The organism is Blastococcus saxobsidens, from assembly GCF_002938435.1.
Classification (GTDB): domain Bacteria; phylum Actinomycetota; class Actinomycetes; order Mycobacteriales; family Geodermatophilaceae; genus Blastococcus; species Blastococcus saxobsidens.
Map to the genome: position 1 here is coordinate 13,941 of NZ_POQT01000028.1, position 22,234 is coordinate 36,174.

20 protein-coding genes and 1 riboswitch are annotated in these 22,234 nt (G+C 72.9%); of the genes, 13 read left to right on the forward strand and 7 right to left on the reverse strand.

Going from position 1 to position 22,234, the window contains the following annotated elements; all coding sequences use genetic code 11:
• Positions 1-175: 175 nt before the first annotated feature.
• From rpsF to C5507_RS15825, 7 genes are all read left to right on the forward strand, one after another.
• On the forward strand, positions 176-463 hold the full coding sequence (rpsF, locus tag C5507_RS15795; RefSeq protein WP_104529515.1) for a 30S ribosomal protein S6: 288 nt from the start codon (positions 176-178) through the stop codon (positions 461-463).
• Positions 464-465: 2 nt separating this feature from the next.
• Positions 466-951: a single-stranded DNA-binding protein gene (locus C5507_RS15800; RefSeq protein ID WP_104529475.1), complete on the forward strand. Its 486-nt coding sequence runs from the start codon at positions 466-468 to the stop codon at positions 949-951.
• Between the two features lie 98 nt (positions 952-1,049).
• A complete protein-coding gene (rpsR, locus tag C5507_RS15805; protein WP_073422051.1) occupies positions 1,050-1,286 on the forward strand; it encodes a 30S ribosomal protein S18 in 237 nt (78 codons plus the stop codon).
• Between the two features lie 2 nt (positions 1,287-1,288).
• Positions 1,289-1,744: a 50S ribosomal protein L9 gene (gene rplI / locus C5507_RS15810; RefSeq protein WP_249027831.1), complete on the forward strand. Its 456-nt coding sequence runs from the start codon at positions 1,289-1,291 to the stop codon at positions 1,742-1,744.
• 565 nt (positions 1,745-2,309) lie between these two features.
• Positions 2,310-6,203, forward strand: a complete 3,894-nt coding sequence (locus C5507_RS15815; protein WP_104529476.1) for a replicative DNA helicase — start codon at positions 2,310-2,312, stop codon at positions 6,201-6,203.
• Between the two features lie 234 nt (positions 6,204-6,437).
• Complete coding sequence (locus C5507_RS15820; RefSeq protein ID WP_278044349.1) at positions 6,438-8,042, forward strand: hypothetical protein; 1,605 nt, start codon at positions 6,438-6,440, stop codon at positions 8,040-8,042.
• 174 nt (positions 8,043-8,216) lie between these two features.
• Positions 8,217-9,701: a hypothetical protein gene (locus C5507_RS15825; RefSeq protein WP_104529478.1), complete on the forward strand. Its 1,485-nt coding sequence runs from the start codon at positions 8,217-8,219 to the stop codon at positions 9,699-9,701.
• Between the two features lie 105 nt (positions 9,702-9,806).
• On the opposite strand, the gene C5507_RS15830 is transcribed toward C5507_RS15825, so the two are convergent.
• Together C5507_RS15830 and C5507_RS15835 are read right to left on the reverse strand one after the other, a co-directional pair.
• On the reverse strand, positions 9,807-11,000 hold the full coding sequence (locus tag C5507_RS15830) for a fatty acid desaturase family protein (RefSeq protein ID WP_104529479.1): 1,194 nt from the start codon (positions 10,998-11,000) through the stop codon (positions 9,807-9,809).
• A 26-nt stretch (positions 11,001-11,026) separates the two neighbouring features.
• Positions 11,027-12,139, reverse strand: a complete 1,113-nt coding sequence (locus tag C5507_RS15835; RefSeq protein ID WP_104529480.1) for a ferredoxin reductase — start codon at positions 12,137-12,139, stop codon at positions 11,027-11,029.
• A gap of 92 nt (positions 12,140-12,231) precedes the next feature.
• Between C5507_RS15835 and C5507_RS15840 the strand changes: the two genes are divergently transcribed.
• Positions 12,232-13,446 (forward strand): PucR family transcriptional regulator, encoded by a 1,215-nt coding sequence (locus C5507_RS15840; protein ID WP_104529481.1) that lies wholly within the window; start codon positions 12,232-12,234, stop codon positions 13,444-13,446.
• Between the two features lie 32 nt (positions 13,447-13,478).
• Entirely contained in the window at positions 13,479-14,366 is an 888-nt protein-coding gene (locus tag C5507_RS15845; protein ID WP_104529482.1) for a hypothetical protein, read from the forward strand.
• A 7-nt stretch (positions 14,367-14,373) separates the two neighbouring features.
• On the opposite strand, the gene C5507_RS23185 is transcribed toward C5507_RS15845, so the two are convergent.
• Together C5507_RS23185 and C5507_RS15855 are read right to left on the reverse strand one after the other, a co-directional pair.
• Positions 14,374-14,628: a hypothetical protein gene (locus C5507_RS23185; RefSeq protein WP_242611239.1), complete on the reverse strand. Its 255-nt coding sequence runs from the start codon at positions 14,626-14,628 to the stop codon at positions 14,374-14,376.
• 398 nt (positions 14,629-15,026) lie between these two features.
• On the reverse strand, positions 15,027-16,409 hold the full coding sequence (locus tag C5507_RS15855; protein ID WP_242611238.1) for a DNA polymerase IV: 1,383 nt from the start codon (positions 16,407-16,409) through the stop codon (positions 15,027-15,029).
• Positions 16,410-16,537: 128 nt separating this feature from the next.
• On the opposite strand from C5507_RS15855, the gene C5507_RS15860 reads away from it, so the two are divergent.
• From C5507_RS15860 to C5507_RS15875, 4 genes are read left to right on the forward strand one after another with little or no spacing between them, the layout of a single operon-like run.
• Positions 16,538-17,095, forward strand: coding sequence for a hypothetical protein (locus C5507_RS15860; protein WP_104529483.1), 558 nt, complete (start codon positions 16,538-16,540; stop codon positions 17,093-17,095).
• Positions 17,092-18,627 carry a flotillin family protein gene (locus tag C5507_RS15865; protein WP_104529484.1) on the forward strand — a complete coding sequence of 512 codons (1,536 nt, stop codon included), beginning with the start codon at positions 17,092-17,094 and terminating at the stop codon, positions 18,625-18,627. Before C5507_RS15860 ends, C5507_RS15865 begins: the two co-directional genes overlap by 4 nt.
• Before the next feature lie 43 nt (positions 18,628-18,670).
• Positions 18,671-19,162, forward strand: coding sequence for a hypothetical protein (locus C5507_RS15870; RefSeq protein ID WP_104529485.1), 492 nt, complete (start codon positions 18,671-18,673; stop codon positions 19,160-19,162).
• Between the two features lie 43 nt (positions 19,163-19,205).
• The gene (locus C5507_RS15875) at positions 19,206-19,709 is read left to right on the forward strand and encodes a DUF3291 domain-containing protein (protein WP_104529486.1); all 504 of its coding nucleotides are present in this window, start codon (positions 19,206-19,208) and stop codon (positions 19,707-19,709) included.
• Between the two features lie 57 nt (positions 19,710-19,766).
• Here the strand turns inward: C5507_RS15875 and thiD are convergent, their stop codons facing one another.
• The 3 genes from thiD to thiM all read right to left on the reverse strand — a co-directional run bounded on the left by thiD (position 19,767) and on the right by thiM (position 22,044).
• Positions 19,767-20,579, reverse strand: coding sequence for a bifunctional hydroxymethylpyrimidine kinase/phosphomethylpyrimidine kinase (thiD, locus tag C5507_RS15880; protein ID WP_104529487.1), 813 nt, complete (start codon positions 20,577-20,579; stop codon positions 19,767-19,769).
• Positions 20,576-21,238, reverse strand: a complete 663-nt coding sequence (gene thiE, locus C5507_RS15885; protein ID WP_104529488.1) for a thiamine phosphate synthase — start codon at positions 21,236-21,238, stop codon at positions 20,576-20,578. Before thiE ends, thiD begins: the two co-directional genes overlap by 4 nt.
• A complete protein-coding gene (gene thiM / locus C5507_RS15890; protein ID WP_104529489.1) occupies positions 21,238-22,044 on the reverse strand; it encodes a hydroxyethylthiazole kinase in 807 nt (268 codons plus the stop codon). Before thiM ends, thiE begins: the two co-directional genes overlap by 1 nt.
• Positions 22,038-22,131, reverse strand: a riboswitch (TPP riboswitch). It overlaps the preceding gene by 7 nt.
• Positions 22,132-22,234: the final 103 nt, after the last annotated feature.

Consider the following 22,234-nt stretch of genomic DNA (forward strand, 5'->3'; position numbering starts at 1 on the left):
GCCGGCGGCCGCGGTCGTCCACGAAGAGCCCGTGGACGGCGCCGGAGGGCATCGTCCGGCGCGCTGGTAGCCTGAACCCGCGCGTTCTGGCAGCAGCCGGGGCGCGCGACGCATGTACGACCCTCCTGCTGCAGATCCCCTGCAGCCGCTGAGACCAGAGGAGGTGGGGTTCTCCGTGCGCAATTACGAACTGATGGTCATCCTCGACCCCGATCTCGAGGAGCGCACGATCGCGCCCTCGCTCGACCGGTTCCTGACCGTCGTCACCAACTCCGGTGGCACCGTCAAGACCGAGATCTGGGGGCGTCGCCGGATGGCTTACGAGATCAAGAAGCAGGTCGAGGGCATCTACGCCATCATCGACATCCAGGCTGAGCCTGCCGCGGTCGCCGAGCTCGACCGCCAGCTCAACCTGAACGAGTCGGTGCTCCGCACGAAGCTGATGCGCCCCGAGGTCCACTGACCATGGCCGGCGAGACCGTCATCACCGTCATCGGCAACCTGACCGCCGATCCGGAGCTGCGCTTCACGCCGTCCGGCGCTGCCGTCGCCAACTTCACCGTGGCGTCGACGCCGCGGACGTTCGACCGGCAGTCGCAGGAGTGGAAGGACGGCGAAGCGCTGTTCCTCCGCTGCAACGTCTGGCGCCAGGCCGCGGAGAACGTGGCCGAGTCGCTGACCCGTGGTTCCCGCGTCATCGTCAGCGGTCGCCTGAAGCAGCGTTCCTTCGACACGAAGGAAGGCGAGAAGCGCACCGTCATCGAGCTGGAGGTCGACGAGATCGGCCCCTCGCTGCGCTACGCCACCGCGAAGGTCACCAAGGCCTCCCGCGGTGAGGGCGGCGGCGGCTTCGGTGGCGGCGGCGGCTTCTCCGGCGGCGGCGGTGGCGGCGGCGGGGCGAGCGACCCCTGGTCGACGCCTGCCGGTCCGTCCGACGAACCGCCGTTCTGAAAGAGGACCCCGTCCTCCTCACCCCTCGCACGCTCGGGGCGAGCCTCTGGACGGGGCCATCCGTACTTCCCTGAACCATTCGTATCTGGAGAACTCCGGTGCCCAAGCCTCCCGTTCGCAAGCCCAAGAAGAAGGTCTGCCAGTTCTGCAAGGACAAGGCGACCTACATCGACTACAAGGACACGACCCTGCTGCGGAAGTTCATCTCCGACCGCGGCAAGATCCGTGCCCGCCGCGTCAGCGGCAACTGCAGCCAGCACCAGCGTGACGTCGCCACGGCCGTGAAGAACAGCCGCGAGATGGCACTGCTGCCCTACACCTCGACGGCGCGCTGATCATGAGCACGATGAAGCTGATCCTCACGCAGGAGGTCACCGGTCTCGGGTCCTCCGGCGACACCGTCGAGGTCAAGGGCGGCTACGGCCGCAACTACCTCCTGCCCCGCGGGCTGGCCATCCAGGCCACCCGGGGTGCCGAGAAGCAGGTCGAGTCCCTGCGCCGGGCGCGTGCCGCCCGCGACGTGCGGTCCCTCGAGGAGGCGCAGGCCGTGGCCGGTCGCCTCAACGGGCTGACCGTGCGCGTGCCGGCCCGCGCCGGTGACGGTGGCCGCCTGTTCGGGCGGGTCACCACCGCCGACGTCGCCGCCGCGGTCACGGCCGCCGGTGGCCCGGAGCTCGACCGTCGCCGGATCGAGCTGCCCAGCAGCATCAAGACCACGGGTCAGCACACCGTCACCGTGCGGGTGCACCCCGAGGTCGCCTCCCGGCTGACGATCGACGTCGTCGCCGGCTGAACCCGCTGAGCGCGCCCTGGGCGCGCGATGCGTCCCCGAGGGGCGTCGGACTCCGGTCCGGCGCCCCTCGTGGCGTCTCACGGGCCTGGGGGGGCCTCTCCGGCACCGGCGCCGGCCCGTACCGAGCCCGTGCCGCAGAGGGCCGTCCCCGGGGTGCGTGCTGGTCGCGGGCGCCGTCCGGTGCACCCGTGTGACTCGTGGTGCGTGCCGCAAAAAATGTCGGTGACTATTTCCGGTCCACAGCTGCGGGACGGCGTCGCCGCAGGTCGGAGCGGGGATGACCGGTCCCGCACGCCGGCCGTCCCCCGGTCCGTCCACATGTCGACAGGCGTCCGTCCACCGACTTGTCCACAAGTTGTGCAGATCGACGTGCACACCGGTGGTGGACTCCGGCCGCCCGCCTTCCCTAACGTCCTCCCCAGCCACCGGAACACGGGACTGTCGGTCCCCTGCGGTAGGCATGGACCGAACACACGTTCGGTCCGGCGCAGCCCGCCGAGCTCGCGTACTTCCCCTGCGCGCGGTGGTGTCGTGGGCGCGCCCGCAAGGAGATGGAGGTACCCCCGTGGCGGTGGCCGACGAGTTCAGCCGACCGTCCGTGACGGCGCCGGAGTACGACCGGCAGCCGCCGCAGGACGTCGCGGCGGAGCAGTCGGTGCTCGGCGGCATGCTGCTGAGCAAGGACGCGATCGCCGACGTCGTCGAGGTCTTGCACGGCAACGACTTCTACCGTCCGGCGCACCAGGTGATCTTCGACTGCATCATCGACCTCTACGGGCGGGGCGAGCCGGCCGACGCGATCACCGTCGCCGCCGAGCTCAACCGCACCGACCAGCTGTCGAAGATGGGCGGCGCGGTCTACCTGCACACGCTGATCGCCTCGACGCCCACGGCGGCCAACGCCGGCTACTACGCCGCGATCGTGGCCGAGCAGGCCGTGCTGCGCCGCCTGGTGGAGGCCGGCACCCGCGTGGTCCAGCTGGGCTACGGCGCGGCCGGCGGCAAGGGCGACGTCGACGACATCGTCGACCGAGCCCAGCAGGAGATCTACGACGTCACCGAGAAGCGGATGAGCGAGGACTACTCGCGCCTCGAGGACGTCCTGCAGCCGACCATGGACGAGCTCGACGCCATCGCCTCACGGGGCGGCACGGCGCGCGGCGTCCCCACCGGCATCCGGGACCTCGACGAGCTGACCAACGGCCTGCAGGCCGGGCAGATGGTCGTCATCGCAGCACGTCCCGGTGTCGGCAAGGCCCTCGCGCTGGACACTCCCGTCGCCACGCCGTCCGGCTGGACGACGATGGGCGAGCTCCGGGTCGGTGACCGGGTCATGGGCTCCGACGGTCGCCCCACCACGGTGGTCGCTGCCACGGACGTCATGACGGACCGCCCCTGCTACGAGGTGCACTTCTCCGACGGCTCCATGATCGTCGCCGACGCCCATCACCAGTGGCTCACGGACACCCGGGCCAGCCGGAAGTCCGCCCAGGCCGCTCGGGTCGGCTACAACGGCTACCGCAACCAGCGGACGTTCGCCGAGGTGCGAACCACCGAGGAGATCGCCCGCACGGTCCGCTGCACTACCAAGGACGCCCGGCTGAACCACTCGGTGACGAACGCCGCTCCGCTGGATCTGCCGCCAGCCGATCTCCCCATCCCGCCGTACGCCCTCGGCGTGTGGCTGGGGGACGGCACCTCCGCGGCAGCGCAGTTCACCAGCGCCGACCCGGAGATCGCCGTCCACATCGAGGCCGAGGGTCTGGTGGCGCAGCCGACCGGGGCGGACCGTCGGTACTCGTTGCGGCTGCCAGCGCGGGTCTCCACCGAGATGCGGCGCTGCCCGATGTGCGGGGAGCTCTTCCTGCCGCGCACGTCGCAGGTGCAGACCTGTGGCAAGACGTGCGGCGGCCGGCTGCGCGCCAGCGGCGGTGTGGGTATTCAGGCCACCTGCCCCGACTGCGGTGGCCCCTCGAGCGGTCTGACGCAGTGCCAGGGCTGCCGCGACGAGTACGGCACCGTCACGGGTCTCCTGCGCGTGCTGGGCGTGCTCGGCGACAAGCACATCCCGACGTCGTACCTGCGGGCATCCGTGGCCCAGAGGCGTGCGCTGTTGGCCGGCCTGCTGGACACCGACGGCACGGTGGCGCCCAGCGGCGTCGTGCAGTTCGCGGTGACGAACCGGCGGCTTGCCGAGGACACGCGGGAGCTGATCGCGGGGCTCGGTCACCGGGTGCGCATGACCACCAAGCGCGTCCACGGTCGGAGCGAAGAATCGTCGACCTGCTACACGCTCACCTTCAGCACCGACGACGAGGTGTTCCGGCTGGAGCGCAAGAAGCTCCTCCACAAGGAGCGCGGGGCTCGGACCTCCACGGCGCGCGGAGTCCGATTCGTCACCGACGTCCGGCCGATCAACAGCGTGCCGGTGCGATGCATCCAGGTGGACGCCGAGGACCACCTCTTCCTCGCCGGCCGCAGCTTCATCCCGACGCACAACTCGACGTTGGGCCTGGACATCGCCCGGTCGGCGACGGTGAAGCACGGCATGCCCGCCTGCATCTTCTCGCTGGAGATGAGCAAGCACGAGATCACGATGCGCCTGCTGTCGGCGGAGGCGAAGGTGCCGCTGCACCACATGCGCGCCGGCACGCTGTCCGACGAGGACTGGGCGAAGCTGGCCCGCCGCATGGGCGAGGTCGCCGATGCGCCGCTGTACATCGACGACTCGCCCAACATGACGATGATGGAGATCCGGGCCAAGGCGCGGCGGCTCAAGCAGCGCAACGACCTCAAGCTCATCGTCATCGACTACCTGCAGCTGATGACCTCCGGCAAGAAGGTCGAGAGCCGTCAGCAGGAGGTCTCGGAGTTCTCCCGTGCGCTGAAGCTGCTGGCCAAGGAGCTCGAGGTCCCGGTCATCGCGATGTCGCAGCTCAACCGAGGGTCGGAGCAGCGGCAGGACAAGAAGCCGATGCTGTCCGACCTCCGTGAGTCCGGTTGCCTGACGGCCGACACGCGCATCCTGCGCGCCGACACCGGCGCCGAGACCACGATGGGCGAGTTGTTCGGAAGCGGCGCGACCGATGTGCCGGTGTGGTCGCTGGACGACAACCTGCGCTACGTCCGCCGGCACCTGACGCACGTCTTCTCGACAGGCCGGAAGCAGGTCTTCCAGCTGACGACGTCCTCGGGCAAGACCGTGCGCGCGACGGCCAACCACCCGTTCCTCACCTACGACGGCTTCCGGCCGCTGGGCGATCTGGCGCCGGGGGACCGGATCGCGGTGCCTCGTCACGTTCCCGCGCCTGACCGCATGACGATCTGGGAGGACGAGAAGGTCACCCTGCTGGCGCACCTCATCGGGGACGGCAGCTTCGTGAAGCGTCAGCCGCTGCGCTACGCATCGGTCGACGAGGCGAACCTGCGCGCGGTCACGACAGCCGCGCTGCACTTCGGCGTGGTCGCCGTGAGGGACGAGTACGCAGCTGCTCGCTGCACGACGCTACGGCTCCGTGCACCCTTCCCGTTGACGCACGGCAAGCGCAATCCGATCGCCGCCTGGCTGGACGAGCTCGGTCTGTTCGGCCTGCGCAGCCACGAGAAGTTCGTGCCCGAGCCGGTGTTCTGCCTGCCCAAGAAGCAGATCGCGATGTTCCTCCGCCACCTGTGGGCCACCGACGGTTCGGTGACGCTGAACAAGAACGGGCGTGGTGGCCGGGTGTACTACGCGTCGACCAGCCGGCGGCTCGTCGATGACGTCTCCCGCTTGCTGCTCCGCTTCGGGATCTCCTCGCGCATCCGTCGGGTGAAGAAGAGCGGCTACCGCGACGGCTGGACGCTCGACATCAGTGGCTGTGACGACCAGCGGCGCTTCCTGGGGGAGATCGGGGTCCACGGGGGACGTGGCGAGGCCGCCGAGCGCCTCCTGGAGATCGTGCGGGGGCTATCCGGGAACACGAACGTGGACACCATCCCCACGCAGGTCTGGGAGCGCGTCCGTGACGTCCTGGCGGAGAGGGGCATGAGCCACCGCGCGTTCGCCGCCGCCATGGGGTCCGCGTTCTGCGGGAGCACGATGTGGAAGCACGCCCCCAGCCGGGAACGGCTCGGCCGGATTGCGGGAATCCTGGGCGACGCGGACCTGGAGATGCAGGCGGTCAACGACCTCCTCTGGGACGAGGTCGTCTCGATCGAGCAGAGCGTCGTGGAGGAGGTCTACGACGCCACGGTGCTCGGCGGCCACAATTTCGTGGCCGAGGGCATCGTCGTCCACAATTCGATCGAGCAGGACGCCGACATGGTCATGATGATCCACCGCGAGGACATGTACGAGAAGGAGTCGCCGCGGGCCGGCGAGGCCGACATCATGCTGGTCAAGCACCGCAACGGCCCCACCGCGAACGTGACCGTCGCCTTCCAGGGCCATTACAGCCGCTTCGTGGACATGGCGAACTGACGCCACCCCTGGCACACCTAGTGACGAGATCCGTACGGGGTGTGGTACCAAGCGAGCTGACCAGCTAACTTCTCCGCTCACATGCCGCGCACAGTTGCGGTCCTCGAGCAGGGAGTCTCGTGTCCGGTCTCAAGGCCACCGTGCTGCGCGCCGCGGCTGCTCTGGGCATGACGGCTGCCGCAGTCGTGGGCGCAGGCGGCCGATCCCACTCCGATCGAGTCCAAGTACGCCTCCCTGCCAGCGGCCACCGCGGCCCAGCTCGGCGCCGCTACGGGCCCGGAGAGCTGCACGCTCCGCGGGGGTGGCTGCTTCGTGTACTACGAGGGCGGCCGGATCGTGTGGTCGGAGGCGACCGGGGCGCACGTCCTGGTCGGCGCCGCGTTCCGCGATTCGTGGTACACGGCCTTCGACGTCCAGTACGCCGGCTACCCGGTCACCGACACGTTCTGCGGCCTGCGCGACGGTGGCTGTGGGCTGCACACCGAGAACGGCTCGCTCTACCAGACGGCCGGCGCGACGCCACTCTTCGTCCCGGGTGACTACCGGGACGTCTGGGCTCGCACCGGCTGGGAGAACGGGCCGCTCGGGTACCCGGCGGGGGGTGCCGCCTGCCAGCCGGTGTACCAGAGCGGCTGGTGCGGCCAGACCTTCGAGCACGGGGTCGTGCTGCGCACCGACACCGGGGTGCACCCGGTCTGGGGTGCGGCGTACGACCTGTGGAAGGCGCACGGCTTCCAGAACGGCGGCCTGGGCTGGCCGACGTCGAGGACGTTCTGCGGTCTGCGCGACGGTGGATGCGGCACGCACTTCGAGGGCGGCTCGGTCTACACGAGCCCGGCGTCCGGGACGCACGTCCTCGCCCCCGACGTAGTGGACGCCTGGGGCGCGACCGGCTGGGAGAGCGGCCCGCTGGGCTACCCGGTCGGCGAGGAGGTGTGCGAGCTGGTCGACGACGGTTGCCTGCAGCGCTTCCAGCGGGGCAACGTATACGTCTCCCCCACCGGGGCCTTCGCCGTCAGCGGCGCGATCCTGGACCGCTGGGGCGCCCACGGCTGGGAGAACGGCTCGCTCGGCTACCCGACCAGCGCGCCGTTCTGCGGCCTGCGGGACGGCGGCTGCGGCCAGCACTTCGAGGGCGGCTCGATCTACTGGTCCCGAGCCACCGGCGCGCACGCCGTCGGATCGGAGCTCTGGAACAGCTACGCCGCCGCCGGGTGGGAGCGCGGCGCTCTCGGCTACCCGACCGGCGCCATGTTCTGCGGCCTGCGTGATCACGGGTGCGGCCAGCACTTCCAGGGCGGCAGCATCTACCGCGCCTCGTACCACCCACGGGGCACCGGCTACATCGTCTCGGGCAACATCCGGAACCGGTGGGCGGCCGGCGGATGGGAGAACGGCCAGCTGGGAATGCCCATGGGCAACGCCTTCTGCGGGTTGCGCGACGGGGCCTGCGGGCAGCACTTCCACGGTGGATCGGTCTATGCCACCCGCGCCGGGACCTTCGCGGTGCTCGGCTCGGTGAAGACTGCCTGGGGTGAGCAGGGCTGGGAGCACGGGGTTCTGGGGTTCCCGACCAGCGATGGTTTCTGCGGCCTGCGCGACGGCGGGTGCGGGCAGCACTTCCAGGGCGGGTCGCTCTACGCCGCAGGGCCTGTGACCGGATTCCGCCCGGCCCCCGCCTATGTCGTCTCCGGCGCTTTCCGGACCGCCTGGGCGGCTCGTGGCTGGGAGAACGGATCTCTCGGCTACCCGGTCGGGAATGTGCATCAGACGCCCGGCGGGCCGCTCCAGTGGTTCCAGCGGGGCTCCCTGCAGCTGCGCAACGGCCGGGTGTACTGACCCGGCCGGTCCACGGAGGCCTGATCGGCACGCGAGTCCCCCGTCCCGGCGCCGCGTCACCCGCCGGGTGATCACGCCGGGGTCGCCCCACGGCGTGTCGGGCGCGTCGGCAGGCCGGCGTCCGTAGGTTGCGGGCGCCCGCGCCAGTGCGGGAGACGGCACGGGGAGCGGACGATGAGGACACGAGGGCGCGGAGCACCGCGCTGGTTGCGCGGCGCGGTGGCGGGGCTGACGGTGGCGGGCGGGCTGCTCCTGCCGGGCCAAGCGGCCGCAGATGAGCCGGTCGCTCCGCGCGGATCGGCGGCGGAAACCGGAGCGCCGGCCGCAGTCGGCATCCCGGGCATCGACGGCGACTTGATCGAGGCCAAGTACGCGGCCCTCGGTGGCTCGGCCGGCGTGCTGGGCTCGCCCATCGACGTGAAGACGTGCGTCGGCCTCTCCGTTTGCTTCCGGGAGTACGAGCAGGGCGTCATCTACTGGTTCTCCGGGTCCAGTACGGCGTGGGCCTTCGCCGACGAGGCCCTGCACGATGCCTGGTGGCAGGAGGGTGGCGGCACGGGCGTCCCGGTGGGCGGATCGGTGGGCCGGCCCGTCTCGGACACCTTCTGCGGTCTGCCGGCGGGCGGGTGCGGCCAGCACTTCGAGCACGGGTCCATCTACCACTCGGCCGCCACCGCACCGGCGCGGGTCGACCCGGTGACCAGGGCCGGCTGGTCGGCCGAGGGCTGGGAGCGCGGGGTGCTCGGTTACCCGACGACGTCCACCTTCTGCGGCCTGCGCGACGGCGGCTGCGGGCAGCACTTCGAGCGGGGCTCGGTCTACTGGAGCCCCGCCGCCGGTTCCCGCGTCATCCGCGGTCCCGTCAAGGACCGGTGGGCGGGGCAGGGCTGGGAGAACGGGGCGCTCGGCTACCCCACGTCGTCCACCTTCTGCGGCCTGCGCGACGGCGGCTGCGGCCAGCACTTCCAGGGCGGGTCGGTCTACTGGTCCCCCTCGTCGGGGGCGCGCCTCGTCGCGCCGGAGGTCGTCGGCCGCTGGGCGGGTCAGGGTTGGGAGAACGGGTCGCTCGGCTACCCGACCTCCGACCCCTTCTTCGGGGCCGACCGGGCCCGCGGGCAGCACTTCCAGGGTGGGTCGGTCTACTGGACGTGGACCGGCACGTTCACCGTCCTCGGCCCCATCCGCGACCGGTGGGGGGCGCAGGGCTGGGAGCGCGGCAGCCTCGGGCGCCCGGTGTCGGACACCTTCTGCGGCCTGCGCGACGGCGGTTGCGGGCAGCACTTCCTGAACGGATCGATCTACTGGTCGCCCGCCACCGGAGCGCGGGTCGTCCCTCGTTCAGTGCAGGGTCAGTGGTCCAGGCACGGCTGGGAGACCGGTTCGATGGGATATCCGACGTCGGAGGTCTTCTGCGGGCTGCGGGACGGGGGCTGCGGCCAGCACTTCGAGAGGGCGTCGGTCTACTGGTCCAACGGCACGGTGCCGTCAGCGGTGATCGGCCCGCTCCGGGACCGCTGGGCCGCGCTCGGGTGGGAGACCGGCAGGCTCGGCTACCCGACCCGTGAGGCGGCGGCATACGCGCACGGCGGCAGCTGGCAGCTCTTCCAGGGTGGCATCGTGCAGCTGATCGGCGGGCGCGTCACCGTGAACTATCGCTGACGGGCGACGCCGGGCGCACCGAGCCCGGGAGCAGCCCCCACAGAACGCCAGAGGCCCAGAACCATGACGGTTCTGGGCCTCCGGCGGTCAACCGGTGCTACCGGATCAGGCGGCGCGCATGAGCTCGCGGCGGACCTTCTTGCCGCCGGTCGTCATGCGGACCAGCTTCACGACCTGCGCCGGGGCGTTCTTCGGCGTCGTCTCGGCCAGCCAGCCGTTGGGCAGCGACAGCCGGATGACCTTGTGCCAGGCGCTCGCGACCTGCTTGTACAGCGGAGCGGAGTGGTAGGTGAGGCCGTAGCGGTCGAAGATGTCCTTCACCCGCGGGGCGATCTCGGCGTACCGGTTGCTCGGCAGGTCCGGGAACAGGTGGTGCTCGACCTGGTGCGACAGGTTCCCGGTCATGACGTGCATGGCCTTGCTGCCGGAGATGTTGGCCGAGCCGAGCATCTGCCGGACGTACCACTCGCCGCGGGTCTCGCCGTCGATCGAGGTCTTCTCGAACGTCTCGACGCCCTCGGGGAAGTGGCCGCACATGATGACCGAGTGCGACCACAGGTTGCGCACCACGTTGGCGGTGAAGTTCGCGGCCAGGGTCGGCAGGAACGACGGGCCCGACAGCAGCGGGTGGACGACGTAGTCCTTGGCGGCCTGGTTGCGGATCTTCTTCAGCACCTGCTTGGCGGCGGCGCGGAACTTCGGGTCGCTGCGGCGCTTCTTCGTGGCCAGGTTCTTGCCCAGTTCGAGGTCGTAGGCGGCGATGCCGTACTCGAAGAAGCAGGCGTTGAGAAAGTTCCAGAGCGGCTGCGCCAGGTACATCGGGTGCCACTTCTGGTCCTCGTCGACGCGCATGATGCCGTAGCCGAGGTCGTTGTCCTTGCCGATCACGTTCGTGTACGTGTGGTGCAGCTCGTTGTGCGAGTGCTTCCACTGCGCGGCTGGGCTGGCCATGTCCCACTCCCAGGTCGTGGAGTGGATCTTCGGGTCGCGCATCCAGTCCCACTGGCCGTGGAGGATGTTGTGCCCGATCTCCATGTTCTCCAGGATCTTGGCGACCGAGAGGCCGGCGGTGCCCAGCACCCACGCCGGCGGGAACTTGGAGAACAGCAGGACGGCGCGGCTGCCGAGCTCGAGCTTGCGCTGGACGTCGATGACGGTCCGGATGTACTTGGCGTCGTCCTCGCCCAGGCTGTCGCGCACCTCCTGGCGGATGGTGTCCAGCTCCTTGCCGATGAGCTCGATGTCCTCGGCGGACAGGTGCTCGATCGGGTTGTCGGGCTTCTTCTGGATGACGGTCACGGTGCGACTCCTCGGGCTCGGGACGGTCAGTGGTCGATGGAGCAGGCGCCGGCGGGCGCGCTGATGCAGGTCTGGACGAGGACGCCGTCACCGACGTCGTCGGCGGAGGTGATCTCGCCGTTGCGCAGGTCGCGGACCGCGCCCTCGCGCAGGGGGAGGACGCAGCCGTAGCAGATGCCCATGCGGCAGCCGCTCGGCATGAGCACGCCGGCCTCCTCGGCGGCGTCGAGGATCGGCGTCGTGCCCTCGACCTCGATGGTGGTGCCGTTCCTCTCGAAGGTGACCGCGCCGCCCTCGCCGGCGCCGGCGAGGACACGGGGGCGGAAGCGCTCGGTGTAGAGGCGGTCGGCGATGCCGACGGAGGCCCAGTGCTCCTCCAGCGCCTCGAGCATGCCGACGGGGCCGCAGGCCCAGGTGGCGCGCTCGTGCAGGTCGGGCACCAGCTCGGCGATGGAGCGGGCGTCGAGCAGCCCGGCGGTGTCGGTGTGCTGCTCGACGAGGTGGATCCGGCCCTCGGCGGCCAGCTGCCGCAGCTCGGCGCCGAAGACGACGTCCTCGGCGGTGGGGGCCGAGTGCACGAGCACCGTGTCGGTCAGCTGGTGGGCGTGGTTGCGCAGGATGCCCATGACCGGCGTGATGCCGGAGCCTGCGGTCACGAACAGCGACTTGGCCGGCACCTCCTCCGGGAGGCAGAACTCACCGGTGGCCTGGTCGAGCTGGACGATCGTGCCCGGCTGCACGCGGTGCACCAGGTGGTTGGACACCTTGCCGTCGGGGATGGCCTTGACGGTGATGGTGAAGCAGCCGTCGGCGCGGTCGAGCACCGAGGTGATCGAGTAGGCACGCCACTGGCGGACGCCGTCGATGTCGATGCCGATGCGGACGTACTGGCCGGGGACGTGCGGCAGCCAGTCGCGGCCGGGGCGGATGACGATGCTCGCCGCGTCCCGCGTCTCCTTCTGCACGGCCTCGATGCGGCCGCGCAGGGCGGCTCCGGAGCGGAGCGGGTCGAACAGGTCCAGGTAGTCGACGGGCAGCAGCGGGGTCGTCACCAGCTCGGCGAGCTTGAGCACCCGGTCGCGCAGCGCGGGCCGCGCCGGACGGCGGGCCTCGGCGGGACGCGGAGTCGTTGCTGTCATGCATACAGCTTTCCCATCGCGGGCGCCAAATACCTGTGCCGGGGACGTGAATCGGGAGGTAGCTTCTGTTCCCTGCGAACAAGGAGGCACCGATGACGTCGGAGGCGCAGAGCTTCCCCGAGGCGGTGGCCGACGCCATGCGCGCGGAGCTGCCGATGGTGGCGGAGCGGGCCGTGGAGGCCATCATCGTGGCCGTCCCCGGCTACGCCGACGCGTTCCAGGGCCCGATGGGCCGCAAGATCTCCGGCGCCGTCGAGCTGACCCTGCGCGGCTTCCTCCAGCTCGCGGCCGCCGGGGGGACCGCCGACGCCGGCACCCCGGGCGGGCCGGTGGTCGAGGCCGCGTACGCCCTGGGCCGCGGCGAGGCTCGCAGCGGACGGTCGATGGACGCACTGCTGGCCGCCTACCGGGTGGGCGCCCGGGTGTCCTGGCGGGACATGAGCGCCACCGCCGTGGCCGCCGGTCTCGGACCGGAGTCGACGGCCCGGTTCGCCGAGCTGGTGTTCGCCTACATCGACCGGTTGTCGGCGGCCAGCGTCGCGGGCCACGCCGACGAGCTGGCCTCCAGCGGGCGCGCGCGGGAGCGGCTCCTGGAGCGGCTGGCGCAGGGACTGCTGGTCGGCAGCCCGCACGCCGAGCTCGTGGAGGCCGCGCAGCGCGCGGAGTGGGCCCCGCCGCGGACCCTGACCGTCGTCGTCCTCCCCGCGGCGCGGGCCCAGGGGGCCCTGGTGTCGCTGGACGCGCGCACGCTGCGGTCCACCGAGGAGGTGCCCGAGATCGAGGGCATGCCGGACCGCACCGTCCTGCTGGTCCCCGACGCCGAGGGGCCGGCGCGGCCGGCCCTGCTGCGGTCGCTGGAGGGCCGGGAGGCGGTCGTCGGGCCGGCCCGGCCCTGGTGGGAGGCGTCCGGCTCCTACGCGCGGGTGCTGCGGGCGCTGCGGTTGGGCATGGTGCCCGAGGAGAGGGCCCCGCTGGACACCGATGCCCGGCTCGCCGAGCTGGTGCTGCGGGCCGACGAGGAGGCCCTGACCGACCTGCGGGCGCGGGTCCTGGCGCCGCTGGAGGGGCTCGGCGACACCGCGCGGGAGAAGCTCACCGAGACCCTGCGCTCCTGGCTGCTGCACCACGGCCGGCGGGACCAGGTCGCCGCGGACCTGTTCGTGCACCCGCAGACGGTCCGCTACCGGATGACCCAGCTGCGGCAGCTCTACGGCCCCGGCCTGGAGGACCCGGCCACCGTCCTGGAGCTCACCGTGGCCCTGGGGGTGGCGCTGCCCGCACGGTCGTCCGACGACGACGAGGGCTGACCGGTGTCGGCACCCTGCGGCACAGTTCCGGCATGAACGTCGACCTGGCCGCCGCGGCCGACTTCCTCGCCGGTTCGGCGCGGGTCCTGGACCGCCGTCGCTTCGAGCTGCTCTTCGGCGGTGGCCGTCCCGAACCGGTGCTCGCCGCGGTCGACGGCTACCGCAACCCCGACGGTGGCTACGGGTGGGGGCTGGAGCCCGATCTGCGGTCCGCCAGCAGCCAGCCCGGCGGAGCGCTGCACGCCCTCGAGGTGTTCGCCGAGACCGGGGGTGCCGGTGCGGACCGGGCGCGGCAGCTGTGCGACTGGCTGGCGTCGGTGACGCTGCCCGACGGCGGACTGCCGTTCGCGCTGCCCGTGGCCGACCCGGCGGCCTGCGCGCCGTTCTGGGCCGCGGCCGACGCGACCCGCTCCTCCCTGCAGATCACCGCGGTGGTGGCGGCGACGGCGTACCGGGTGGCGGCCGTCGTCCCCGGTGTGGCCGACCACCCGTGGCTGGCCCGCGCCACGGACCACTGCCTGGCGGCGATCGACGGGCTGCCCGCGGGAGCGCACGCCATGGAGCTGGCGTTCGCGGTGCGGTTCCTCGATGCGGCCGCTCCCACGTGCCCGGACGCGGCGGCGCGCATCGAGCGGCTGCGGGGAGCGGTCCCGGCCGACGGCCTGCTGCACGTGGCCGGCGGGGCCCCGGACGAGTACATGCGCCCGCTCGACTTCTCCCCGCTCCCGGGCGGGCCGGGTCGCTCCCTCTTCGGAACCGGTGTGGTCGACGCCGAACTCGACCGGCTGGCCGCCGGGCAGCACGACGACGGCGGGTGGTCGGTCGATTTCGTCAGCTACTCGCCGGCCGCCGCCCTGGAGTGGCGGGGCCACCAGACCGTGCACGCCCTCTCGCTGCTGCGAGCGAACGGCCGGCTCTGAGCGCCGGTCAGGTCGCGCGCAGGATCGCGACGAGGAACTCGGCGTCGGGGGTGAAGGGCCGCAGGTCCCACGTGGACAGCAGCAGATCCGGCTCCCAGCCGGCCGTCCGCGCGTCGGCGAGGAAGTCGTCGAACTCGTAGCCGCGGCCCGCACCGAAGCCGATCGCCGCCCGCCCCTCGGGGACCACGTGCGCCCGCAACCGGCGCAGCACCTCCACGCGGGTCGACTCGGCCAGGAAGGTCACCACGTTGCCGGCGCACACGACGACGTCGAACGGCTCGGCCTCGCCGGCCGCGGGGAGGTCCAGCTCGGCGAGGTCGCCGACCAGCCACCGCCCCCCCCGGGTGCTGGTCTCGTGCCTCGGCCACCAGCACCGGGTCGCCGTCGACGCCGACCACCTGATGACCGGCAGCGGCGAGGTGGCCGCCGATCCGCCCGGTGCCCGATCCTGCGTCGAGCACCCGGGAGCCCCGCGGGAGCATCGCGTCGACCAGCCGCGCCTCGCCCACGAGGTCGTGCCCGGCGGCGGCCAGGTCGCGGAACCGCTGGATGTAGACGGCCGAGTGCTCCGGGTTCTCCTCCGTCAGGCGCGTCCACGTGCTGGGTTCGGTCATGACGCCGTTCTACACGGGGTCGACCGGCATCCCCACCACGAGCGCCTCATCCGGGCAGTCTCCAGTCCGGTGGATCAGCCGGGTGCAGGGCGGGGTCGTCGGCGGTCAGCGTGCGCACCGGCCCCGGCGGTGTGAGCGGCCCCTCGAAGCGCACGGTCACCCGGCCGAGGCCCCGGCCCCAGACCCAGCCGGCGCCGAGCTGGTCGTGCCGCACGTCCTGCCCCGGCCACCAGCGCTTGTCCGCCGGCAGCTCGGGCTCCACCGTCCTCGCCGGGGCGTCCGGCGAGGTGTCGGTCGCCTCCTCCGGCTCGTCGGAGTCGGCGAACAGGTCGCCCTGCGCGTAGACCGACAGACCCGAGACGCCGACGCCGAGCAGCCGCAGCCCCCCGGCGGTGCCCGCCTCGGTCAGCAGCCGCCGGGCGGTGGCGGCGATCAGGCGGGCGTCGTCGGTGGGCTGCGGGAGCGTCTGCGAGCGGGTGAGCGTGGTGAAGTCGTAGCGGCGCAGCTTCAGCGTCACCGTGCGGCCGGAGATGGCCGACTTCCGCAGCCGCTCCCCCACCCGTCCCGCCATGGAGTCGATCTCGCGGGCCAGCACGTCGACGTCGGTGAGGTCCCGCTCGAAGGTCTCCTCGTGCGACACCGACTTCACCCCCCGGTCGGGCACCACGGCGCGGTCGTCGTCGGCCCGGGCCAGGGCGTGCAGCCCGGCGCCGTGCGCGCGCCCGGCCAGCGCGACCAGGTCCGGCAGCGAGCGCGCGGCCAGGTCCCCCACCGTCTTCACGCCCACCTGGTGCAGCCGTTCGGCGGTGGCCGGGCCGACGCCGCCCAGTCGGGTCACCGGCAGCGGGTGCAGCACCTCGAGCTCCTGGCCGGGCGCGACGACCACCAGCCCGTCGGGCTTCTGCAGGTCGGAGCCGATCTTGGCCATCAGCTTCGACGTGCCGATGCCCACCGAGCCGGTCACTCCCCCGGTCGCCGCGGCGATGCGCTCCTTGAGCCCGCGCGCCAGCGCCGTCACGCCGTCGACGGAGAGGTCGTGCTCCCCGGAGGCGGCCAGGTCGACGTAGGCCTCGTCGATGGAGACCGGCTCCACCAGCGGCGACAGCTCCCGCAGCAGCCCCATGACGACGTCGGAGGTGCGCCGGTAGGCGGCGAACCGGCCGCCCAGGAACGCCGTCCCGGCGGGGCACCGGCGTCGTGCCTCCGCCGTCGACATGGCCGACCGGGCCCCGTAGGCCCGGGCCTCGTAGGAGGCGGTGGCGACGACGCCGCGGCCGCCCACCCCGCCGACGACGACCGGACGGCCGCGCAGCGACGGCTTGTCCCGCTGCTCGACCGCGGCGAAGAAGGCGTCGAGGTCCAGGTGCAGGATGCTCGGCTCCCGCCGCACACCGACCTCCTTCGCCCACAGGAACGCCAGCGTTCCCACGCCCATCATCGGTGGCGTCCGGCCAGAGGGGGCGGGGTGGGGCCACCCGGGCGGGGGGACTTCCTTGCCCGCGTCGTCCCGCAACTGACACGCTGCGCCTTTCCGGTCGACGAGGAGGACGCACACGCATGAGCTCGGTGTTCCTCGTGCTCGGTGGCCTCGGCGTGGTGGTGCTCCTGCTCTCCCTGTTCGTCGGTGAGCTCGGCGATGTCGGGATCGGCGACGTCGACACCGACGGGCCGTTCTCGGTGCCGGCCATCGCGGCGCTGCTCGGCGGGATCGGCTTCGGCGGGGCTGCGGCCACCAGTCTGCTGCCCGAGACCCTTCCCGACGTCGTCCGGGCCCTGCTGGCGCTGGCCGTGGGCGTGGCGGTCGCCGTGCCGCTGGCCTGGGGCGCGGTCCGGCTGTCCCGCGCGCTCAAGGACATGCCGACCTCACCGACCCTGACCCGTCACCACCTCGTGGGGGCGCAGGGCGTCGTCGTCTCGGCGGTGCCGAGCGCCGGCTACGGCGAGGTGCGACTGATCGTCGCCGGCCAGCAGCTCAAGTTCTCCGCCCGCAGCGACGTGCCCCTGCCCACCGGGACGCCGGTCTACGTCGTGCAAGCCCTCAGCGAGACCGCGGTCGAGGTCGTCTCGACCGCACCCGACAGCATCCATCCCCTGCCCGGAGGCGAAACCCCGTGACGCTGCTCTACGCCATCGGCGGCATCGCCGTCCTGGTCCTCCTGCTGGTCCTGCTCGTCCTGAGCCGCATCAAGGTCGCCGGTCCCAACCAGGCGTTCCTCGTGACCGGCCGGCAGGGCCGGCAGGTGACCAGCGAGGCCGGCATCGTCTCCCGCGACTCCTCGGGCCAGAAGGTCGTCATGGGCGCGAGCGTGTTCGTGCTGCCGGTCGTGCAGAAGCTGCACACGATGGATCTTTCCAGCCGCCGGATCCCGGTCGGCATCCGCGGCGCGGTGTCCAAGCAGGGCGTCAAGTGCGACCTCGAGGGCGTGGCCATCGTGAAGGTCGGCGGCACCGAGGACTCCATCCGCGCCGCCGCGCAGCGGTTCCTCAACCAGCAGGAGGGCATCGACACCTTCACCTCGGAGGTGCTCGCCGGCGCCCTGCGCTCGATCGTCGGCCGGCTGACGATCGAGGAGATCATCCGCGACCGCGCGGCCTTCGCCTCCGCCGTCGCCGAGGAGGCGGAGTCCTCGCTGACCGGCCAGGGGCTGGTCCTGGACACCTTCCAGCTGCAGGACATCCAGGCGGAGGGCTCCTACCTGGCCGACCTGGGCCGTCCCGAGGCCGCGCGGGTGCTCAAGGAGGCCAGCATCGCCGAGGCGCGCGCCCGGCAGGCCGCCCAGCAGGAGCAGCTGCTCGCCGACGAGGCCATCGCGATCTCGCAGCGGCAGCTGGCGCTCAAGCAGGCCGAGATCACCGCGGAGACCGACGCCGCCAAGGCCCGCGCGGCCGCCGCCGGACCGCTGGCCCAGGCCGCGCAGGACCAGGCGATCCTCATGGAGCAGGAGAAGGTCGCCGAGCGGACCGCGGCGCTGACCGAGCGGCAGCTGGACACCGAGGTGCGCCGCCCGGCCGACGCCGAGCGCTACAAGGTGGAGCAGGAGGCCGAGGGCCGCAAGAACTCGGCGATCCTCACCGCCGAGGCGCAGCGGCAGGCCACCATCGCCGCCGCGCAGGCCGCTGCCGAGCAGGCCCGGCTCTCCGGTGAGGGCGAGCGGGCCCGCCGCTCGGCCCTGGCCGAGGCCGAGGCGATCGAGGGCGCCAAGCGCGGTGAGGCCGAGAAGATGCGCCGCCAGGCCATCGCCGACGCCGTCGAGCGCGAGGGTGCCGCCGAGGCCGCGGCGATCCTCGCCCGCGGTCAGGCCGAGGCCGAGGCCCTGGATGCCCGCTCGGACGCCTTCGCCAAGTACGGCGAGGCGGCGATCCTGGAGATGCTGGTCAAGGTGCTGCCGGAGGTCGTCGGTGCCGCCGCGGCCCCGCTGTCGGCCGTGGAGAGGATGACGGTCATCTCCTCCGACGGCGCCGGTGCGCTGGGCAAGTCGGTGGCCGCCAACGTCGCCCAGGGCCTGCAGCTGTCCGGCGACCTGACCGGGATCGACGTCGGTGCGCTGCTCCGCCGGCTCAGCGGCTCGGCTGCCGCCGACGTCGGGACCAGCATCCCGATCACCGCGGACGGCGACGGCGTGTCCCGCAACGGCGCCGGCGCCTGACCCCTGTGGACGGCGCCCCCCCCGGTGGCCACCCTGGCGCCGGGTGGGCGCCATCGCCCTGACGGGTGCCTCCTACGTCGGGGCCTGGCAGCAGGCCGTGCGGAGTCTCCTCGAGCCGGAGCAGGGGTGGAACTGGCCGCTGGTGCTCCTGTACGGCGGCGGATATGCGGTCGCCATGGTGCTCTTCTTCATCGCCGAGCGGGCCGGGTGGTTCGAGGACGAGGACGAGGCCGCCGCGCGGGCGATCGTGCGCCGCGCGCTGGCCACCGGCGAGCTGCCTCCTGACGGCAGTCCGGCGGCCTGGCGGGCCCGCCTGGAGGCGGAGCTCCACGCGGCACGGGTGGGTCGCTGGGGCGTCGCGGTCACGGGGCTGGGAATCGCCGCGGCCACCGCCGCTGCGGCGGTCGTGCTCGGCGACCCGGTCGTCGGGCTGCTCGCGGCCGGGCTCGCCGGCTTCGTCGTCGTCCCGGTGCGCTGGTTCTCCCGCCGCCTGGCGCGAGCGGAAGAGCTCCTGGCCCGGGTGGGGAGCGCCTGAGCGGACCGTGGTCCGACACCGTCGGGTGCCCTAGGTTCGGCCCGTGGACCACCACCTCGCCCAGGTCAACGTCTCCCGGCTGCTCGCGCCCCTGGACAGCCCGCTGCTCGCCGACTTCATGGCCGCCCTGGACGAGGTGAACGCCGAGGCCGACCGTGCCCCCGGTTTCGTGTGGCGGCTGCAGACGGAGGACGGCAACGCCACCTCGGTGCAGGCCTTCGGCTGGGACGTCGCCGGCAGCCACGGCATGATCGTCAACCTCACCGTCTGGCAGGACGTCGAGTCGCTCGCCGGCTACGTGTTCGGCGGGCAGCACGTGCAGATCATGCGGCGGCGGCGGGAGTGGTTCGCGCGGGCGGCTGAGGCGACGACCGCTCTCTGGTGGGTCCCGGCCGGCTCCCTGCCCACCACCGACGACGCCGAGGCGCGGATCCGCCTGCTCCGGGCGCAGGGCCCCGCGCCGGAGGCCTTCACCTTCCGCACGCACTTCCCGCCGGTCGACGGCACCGCCGTCCACGCCGCCGACGACTGGCTCTGCCCCGCCTGACCGAGCGGGACGAGGAGGGCCGGCCGCATCCGCCGGTGGACGCGATCGCCGAACCGCTCAGGTCGCCCAGATCCCGGCGAAGTGGTGCACCGGCCCGTGGCCGGAGCCGACCTCGAGCGTGCTGCCCCCGACGAGCGCACGGTGCAGGTAGTCGCGGGCGGCCTCGACGAGCACCGGCCAGTCGGGCGGCCCGCCGGCCCGTGCGGCCAGCGCCGCGATGGCCGAGGACAGCGTGCAGCCGGTGCCGTGCGTGGCCGTCGTGCGCACCCGGGGCCGGCGGACCACCGTCGTCCCGGCGGCCGTGACGAGCAGGTCGATGCTCTCCTCACCCGCCAGGTGTCCGCCCTTGAGCAGCACTGCGTGCGGGCCGAGCTCCAGCAGGGCCCGGGCCTGCGCGTGCATCTCGTCGACGCCGTCGGCCGGGTCCGCGTCCAGCAGCGCGGCCGCCTCGGGCACGTTCGGCGTGATCAGGTCGGTGATCGGCAGCAGTTCGGTGCGTACGGCGGCCACGGCGTCGTCGTCGATGAGCCGGTGGCCGCTGGTCGCGACCATCACCGGGTCGCAGACGACCGGCCCGGGGCGGCGCTCGGCCAGCACCGCCGCCACTTCGCGGACCACCTCGGCGCTGCCGAGCATCCCCAGCTTGGTCGCGTGCACCTGGACGTCGTCCAGGAGCGTGCGCAGCTGCTCCCCCACGAACGCCGCCGGCACCGGGTGGACGCCGGTGACCCCGCGCGTGTTCTGGGCGGTCAGTGCCGTGAGGACGGCGGTGCCGTACGCGCCCAGCGCGCTGAAGGTCTTCAGGTCGGCCTGGATCCCGGCTCCCCCGCTGGGATCGCTGCCGGCCACCGTCAGGGCGGTGGGGGTCATCTCGCGCCGACCGGCGTCATCGCCGCCCGCAGGCGGGTGGCTGCCTCCTGGGGGTCGGGGTCGGCGCAGACGGCCGAGACCACGCAGATGCCGTCCACCCCCGTGGCAGCGACGTCGGCCGCCCGGGCGGCGTCGATCCCCCCGATGGCCACCGTCAGCAGTCCGCCGGCGTGCGCGACCCGCGCCAGCTCCCGCACCGCCTCCAGCCCCAGCCCGGGGCCGGCCTCCGGCTTGGTCGGCGTCGCCCAGACCGGGCTGAGCCCCAGCACGTCGACGGTGCCGGGCGGCAGCCCGAGGGCCACGGCGAGGTCGTCCGCGCTCTCCACGGAGAGACCGATCAGCCGGTCGGGTCCCAGCAGCCGCCGCACCTCCTCAGCAGGCAGGTCCTCCTGTCCCACGTGCACGCCGTCGGCCCCGGCCAGCAGAGCGACGTCCACGGCGTCGTTGACGACCACCGGAACGTCCGGGCGGTCGGCCACGGCGGCCTGCACCGCGCGGGTCAGGGCCAGCAGCTCCCGGCGACTGGCGTGCTTGTCGCGGACCTGGACGGCGGTGACGCCGCCGGCGACCGCGGCGCGCACCACGTCGGCCACCGGGTGCGGGCGGCACAGCTCCGTGTCGGTGACGAGGTAGAGGGTCGGGTCGAACGGCGGCCGCATCAGGCGGTCCGCACGTCCGCGCCGGCCAGGTCCTCCGGTCCGACCGCGTCCAGGGCGTCGAGCCAGGCGGCGGCGAACGTGCCCGGCCCGGTGGCCGTGCGGGCCGCCCGTTCCGCGGCCATGGCGACGTGCGCGTGCGCGGCCACCGCGCCGGTCAGGGTGTCGCCGGTCGCCGCGACGTAGGCCGCCACCAGCGCCCCCAGGGCGCAACCGGCCCCCGTGGTGCGGGTCAGCAGCAGCGAGCCGCCGCCCACCCGGACGGTCCGTCGGCCGTCGGTGAGCAGGTCCAGCTCGCCGCTGACGGCGACCACCCCGCCGGTCCGGCTCGCGAGCGCGGCGGCCGCCGCCGCGGCGTCGTCCGCCCCGGCCGTGCTGTCCACGCCACGCCCACCGGCCCCGGCCCCGGCCAGCGCCATGACCTCGGAGGCGTTGCCCCGCACGACGCTGGGCGCCAGCTCCACCAGCTCCGCGGCCAGCTGTGTCCGGTAGGTCAGGCCGCCGACGGCGACGGGGTCCAGCACCCATGGCGTGCCCGCCGCCCCGGCCGAACGGGCGGCCAGCCGCATCGCCTCGGCGGTGCGCTCGTGCACCGTCCCGACGTTGATCAGCACCGCCGAGGCGACGGCGGCGAACTCGCCCGCCTCCTGAGGGGCGTCCACCATCGCCGGGGCGGCCCCGACGGCCAGGAGGGCGTTGGCGGTGAGGGTCTGCACCACCGTGTTGGTCAGGCAGTGCACCAGCGGGGTGCTCGCGCTCAGCGCCTCGCGGGCAGCGCGCAGGTCGATCGATTCCACAGCACTGGACATGCCGGTGACATCCCTTCGCCAGTGTGAGCTGGAGCAGGTTCGACGGGTGTGCTCTCAGTCCCGGGCGGGACACCCCGTGCCACGTACCGGCCGAACGTAACACCCCTCCGGTCGGGGGGCCGGGGTGCCGGAGCAGCTGTGGGTGGCTACCGTTCGCCCGTACCGCGGGAGCCCGACGCATCGGGCTGAG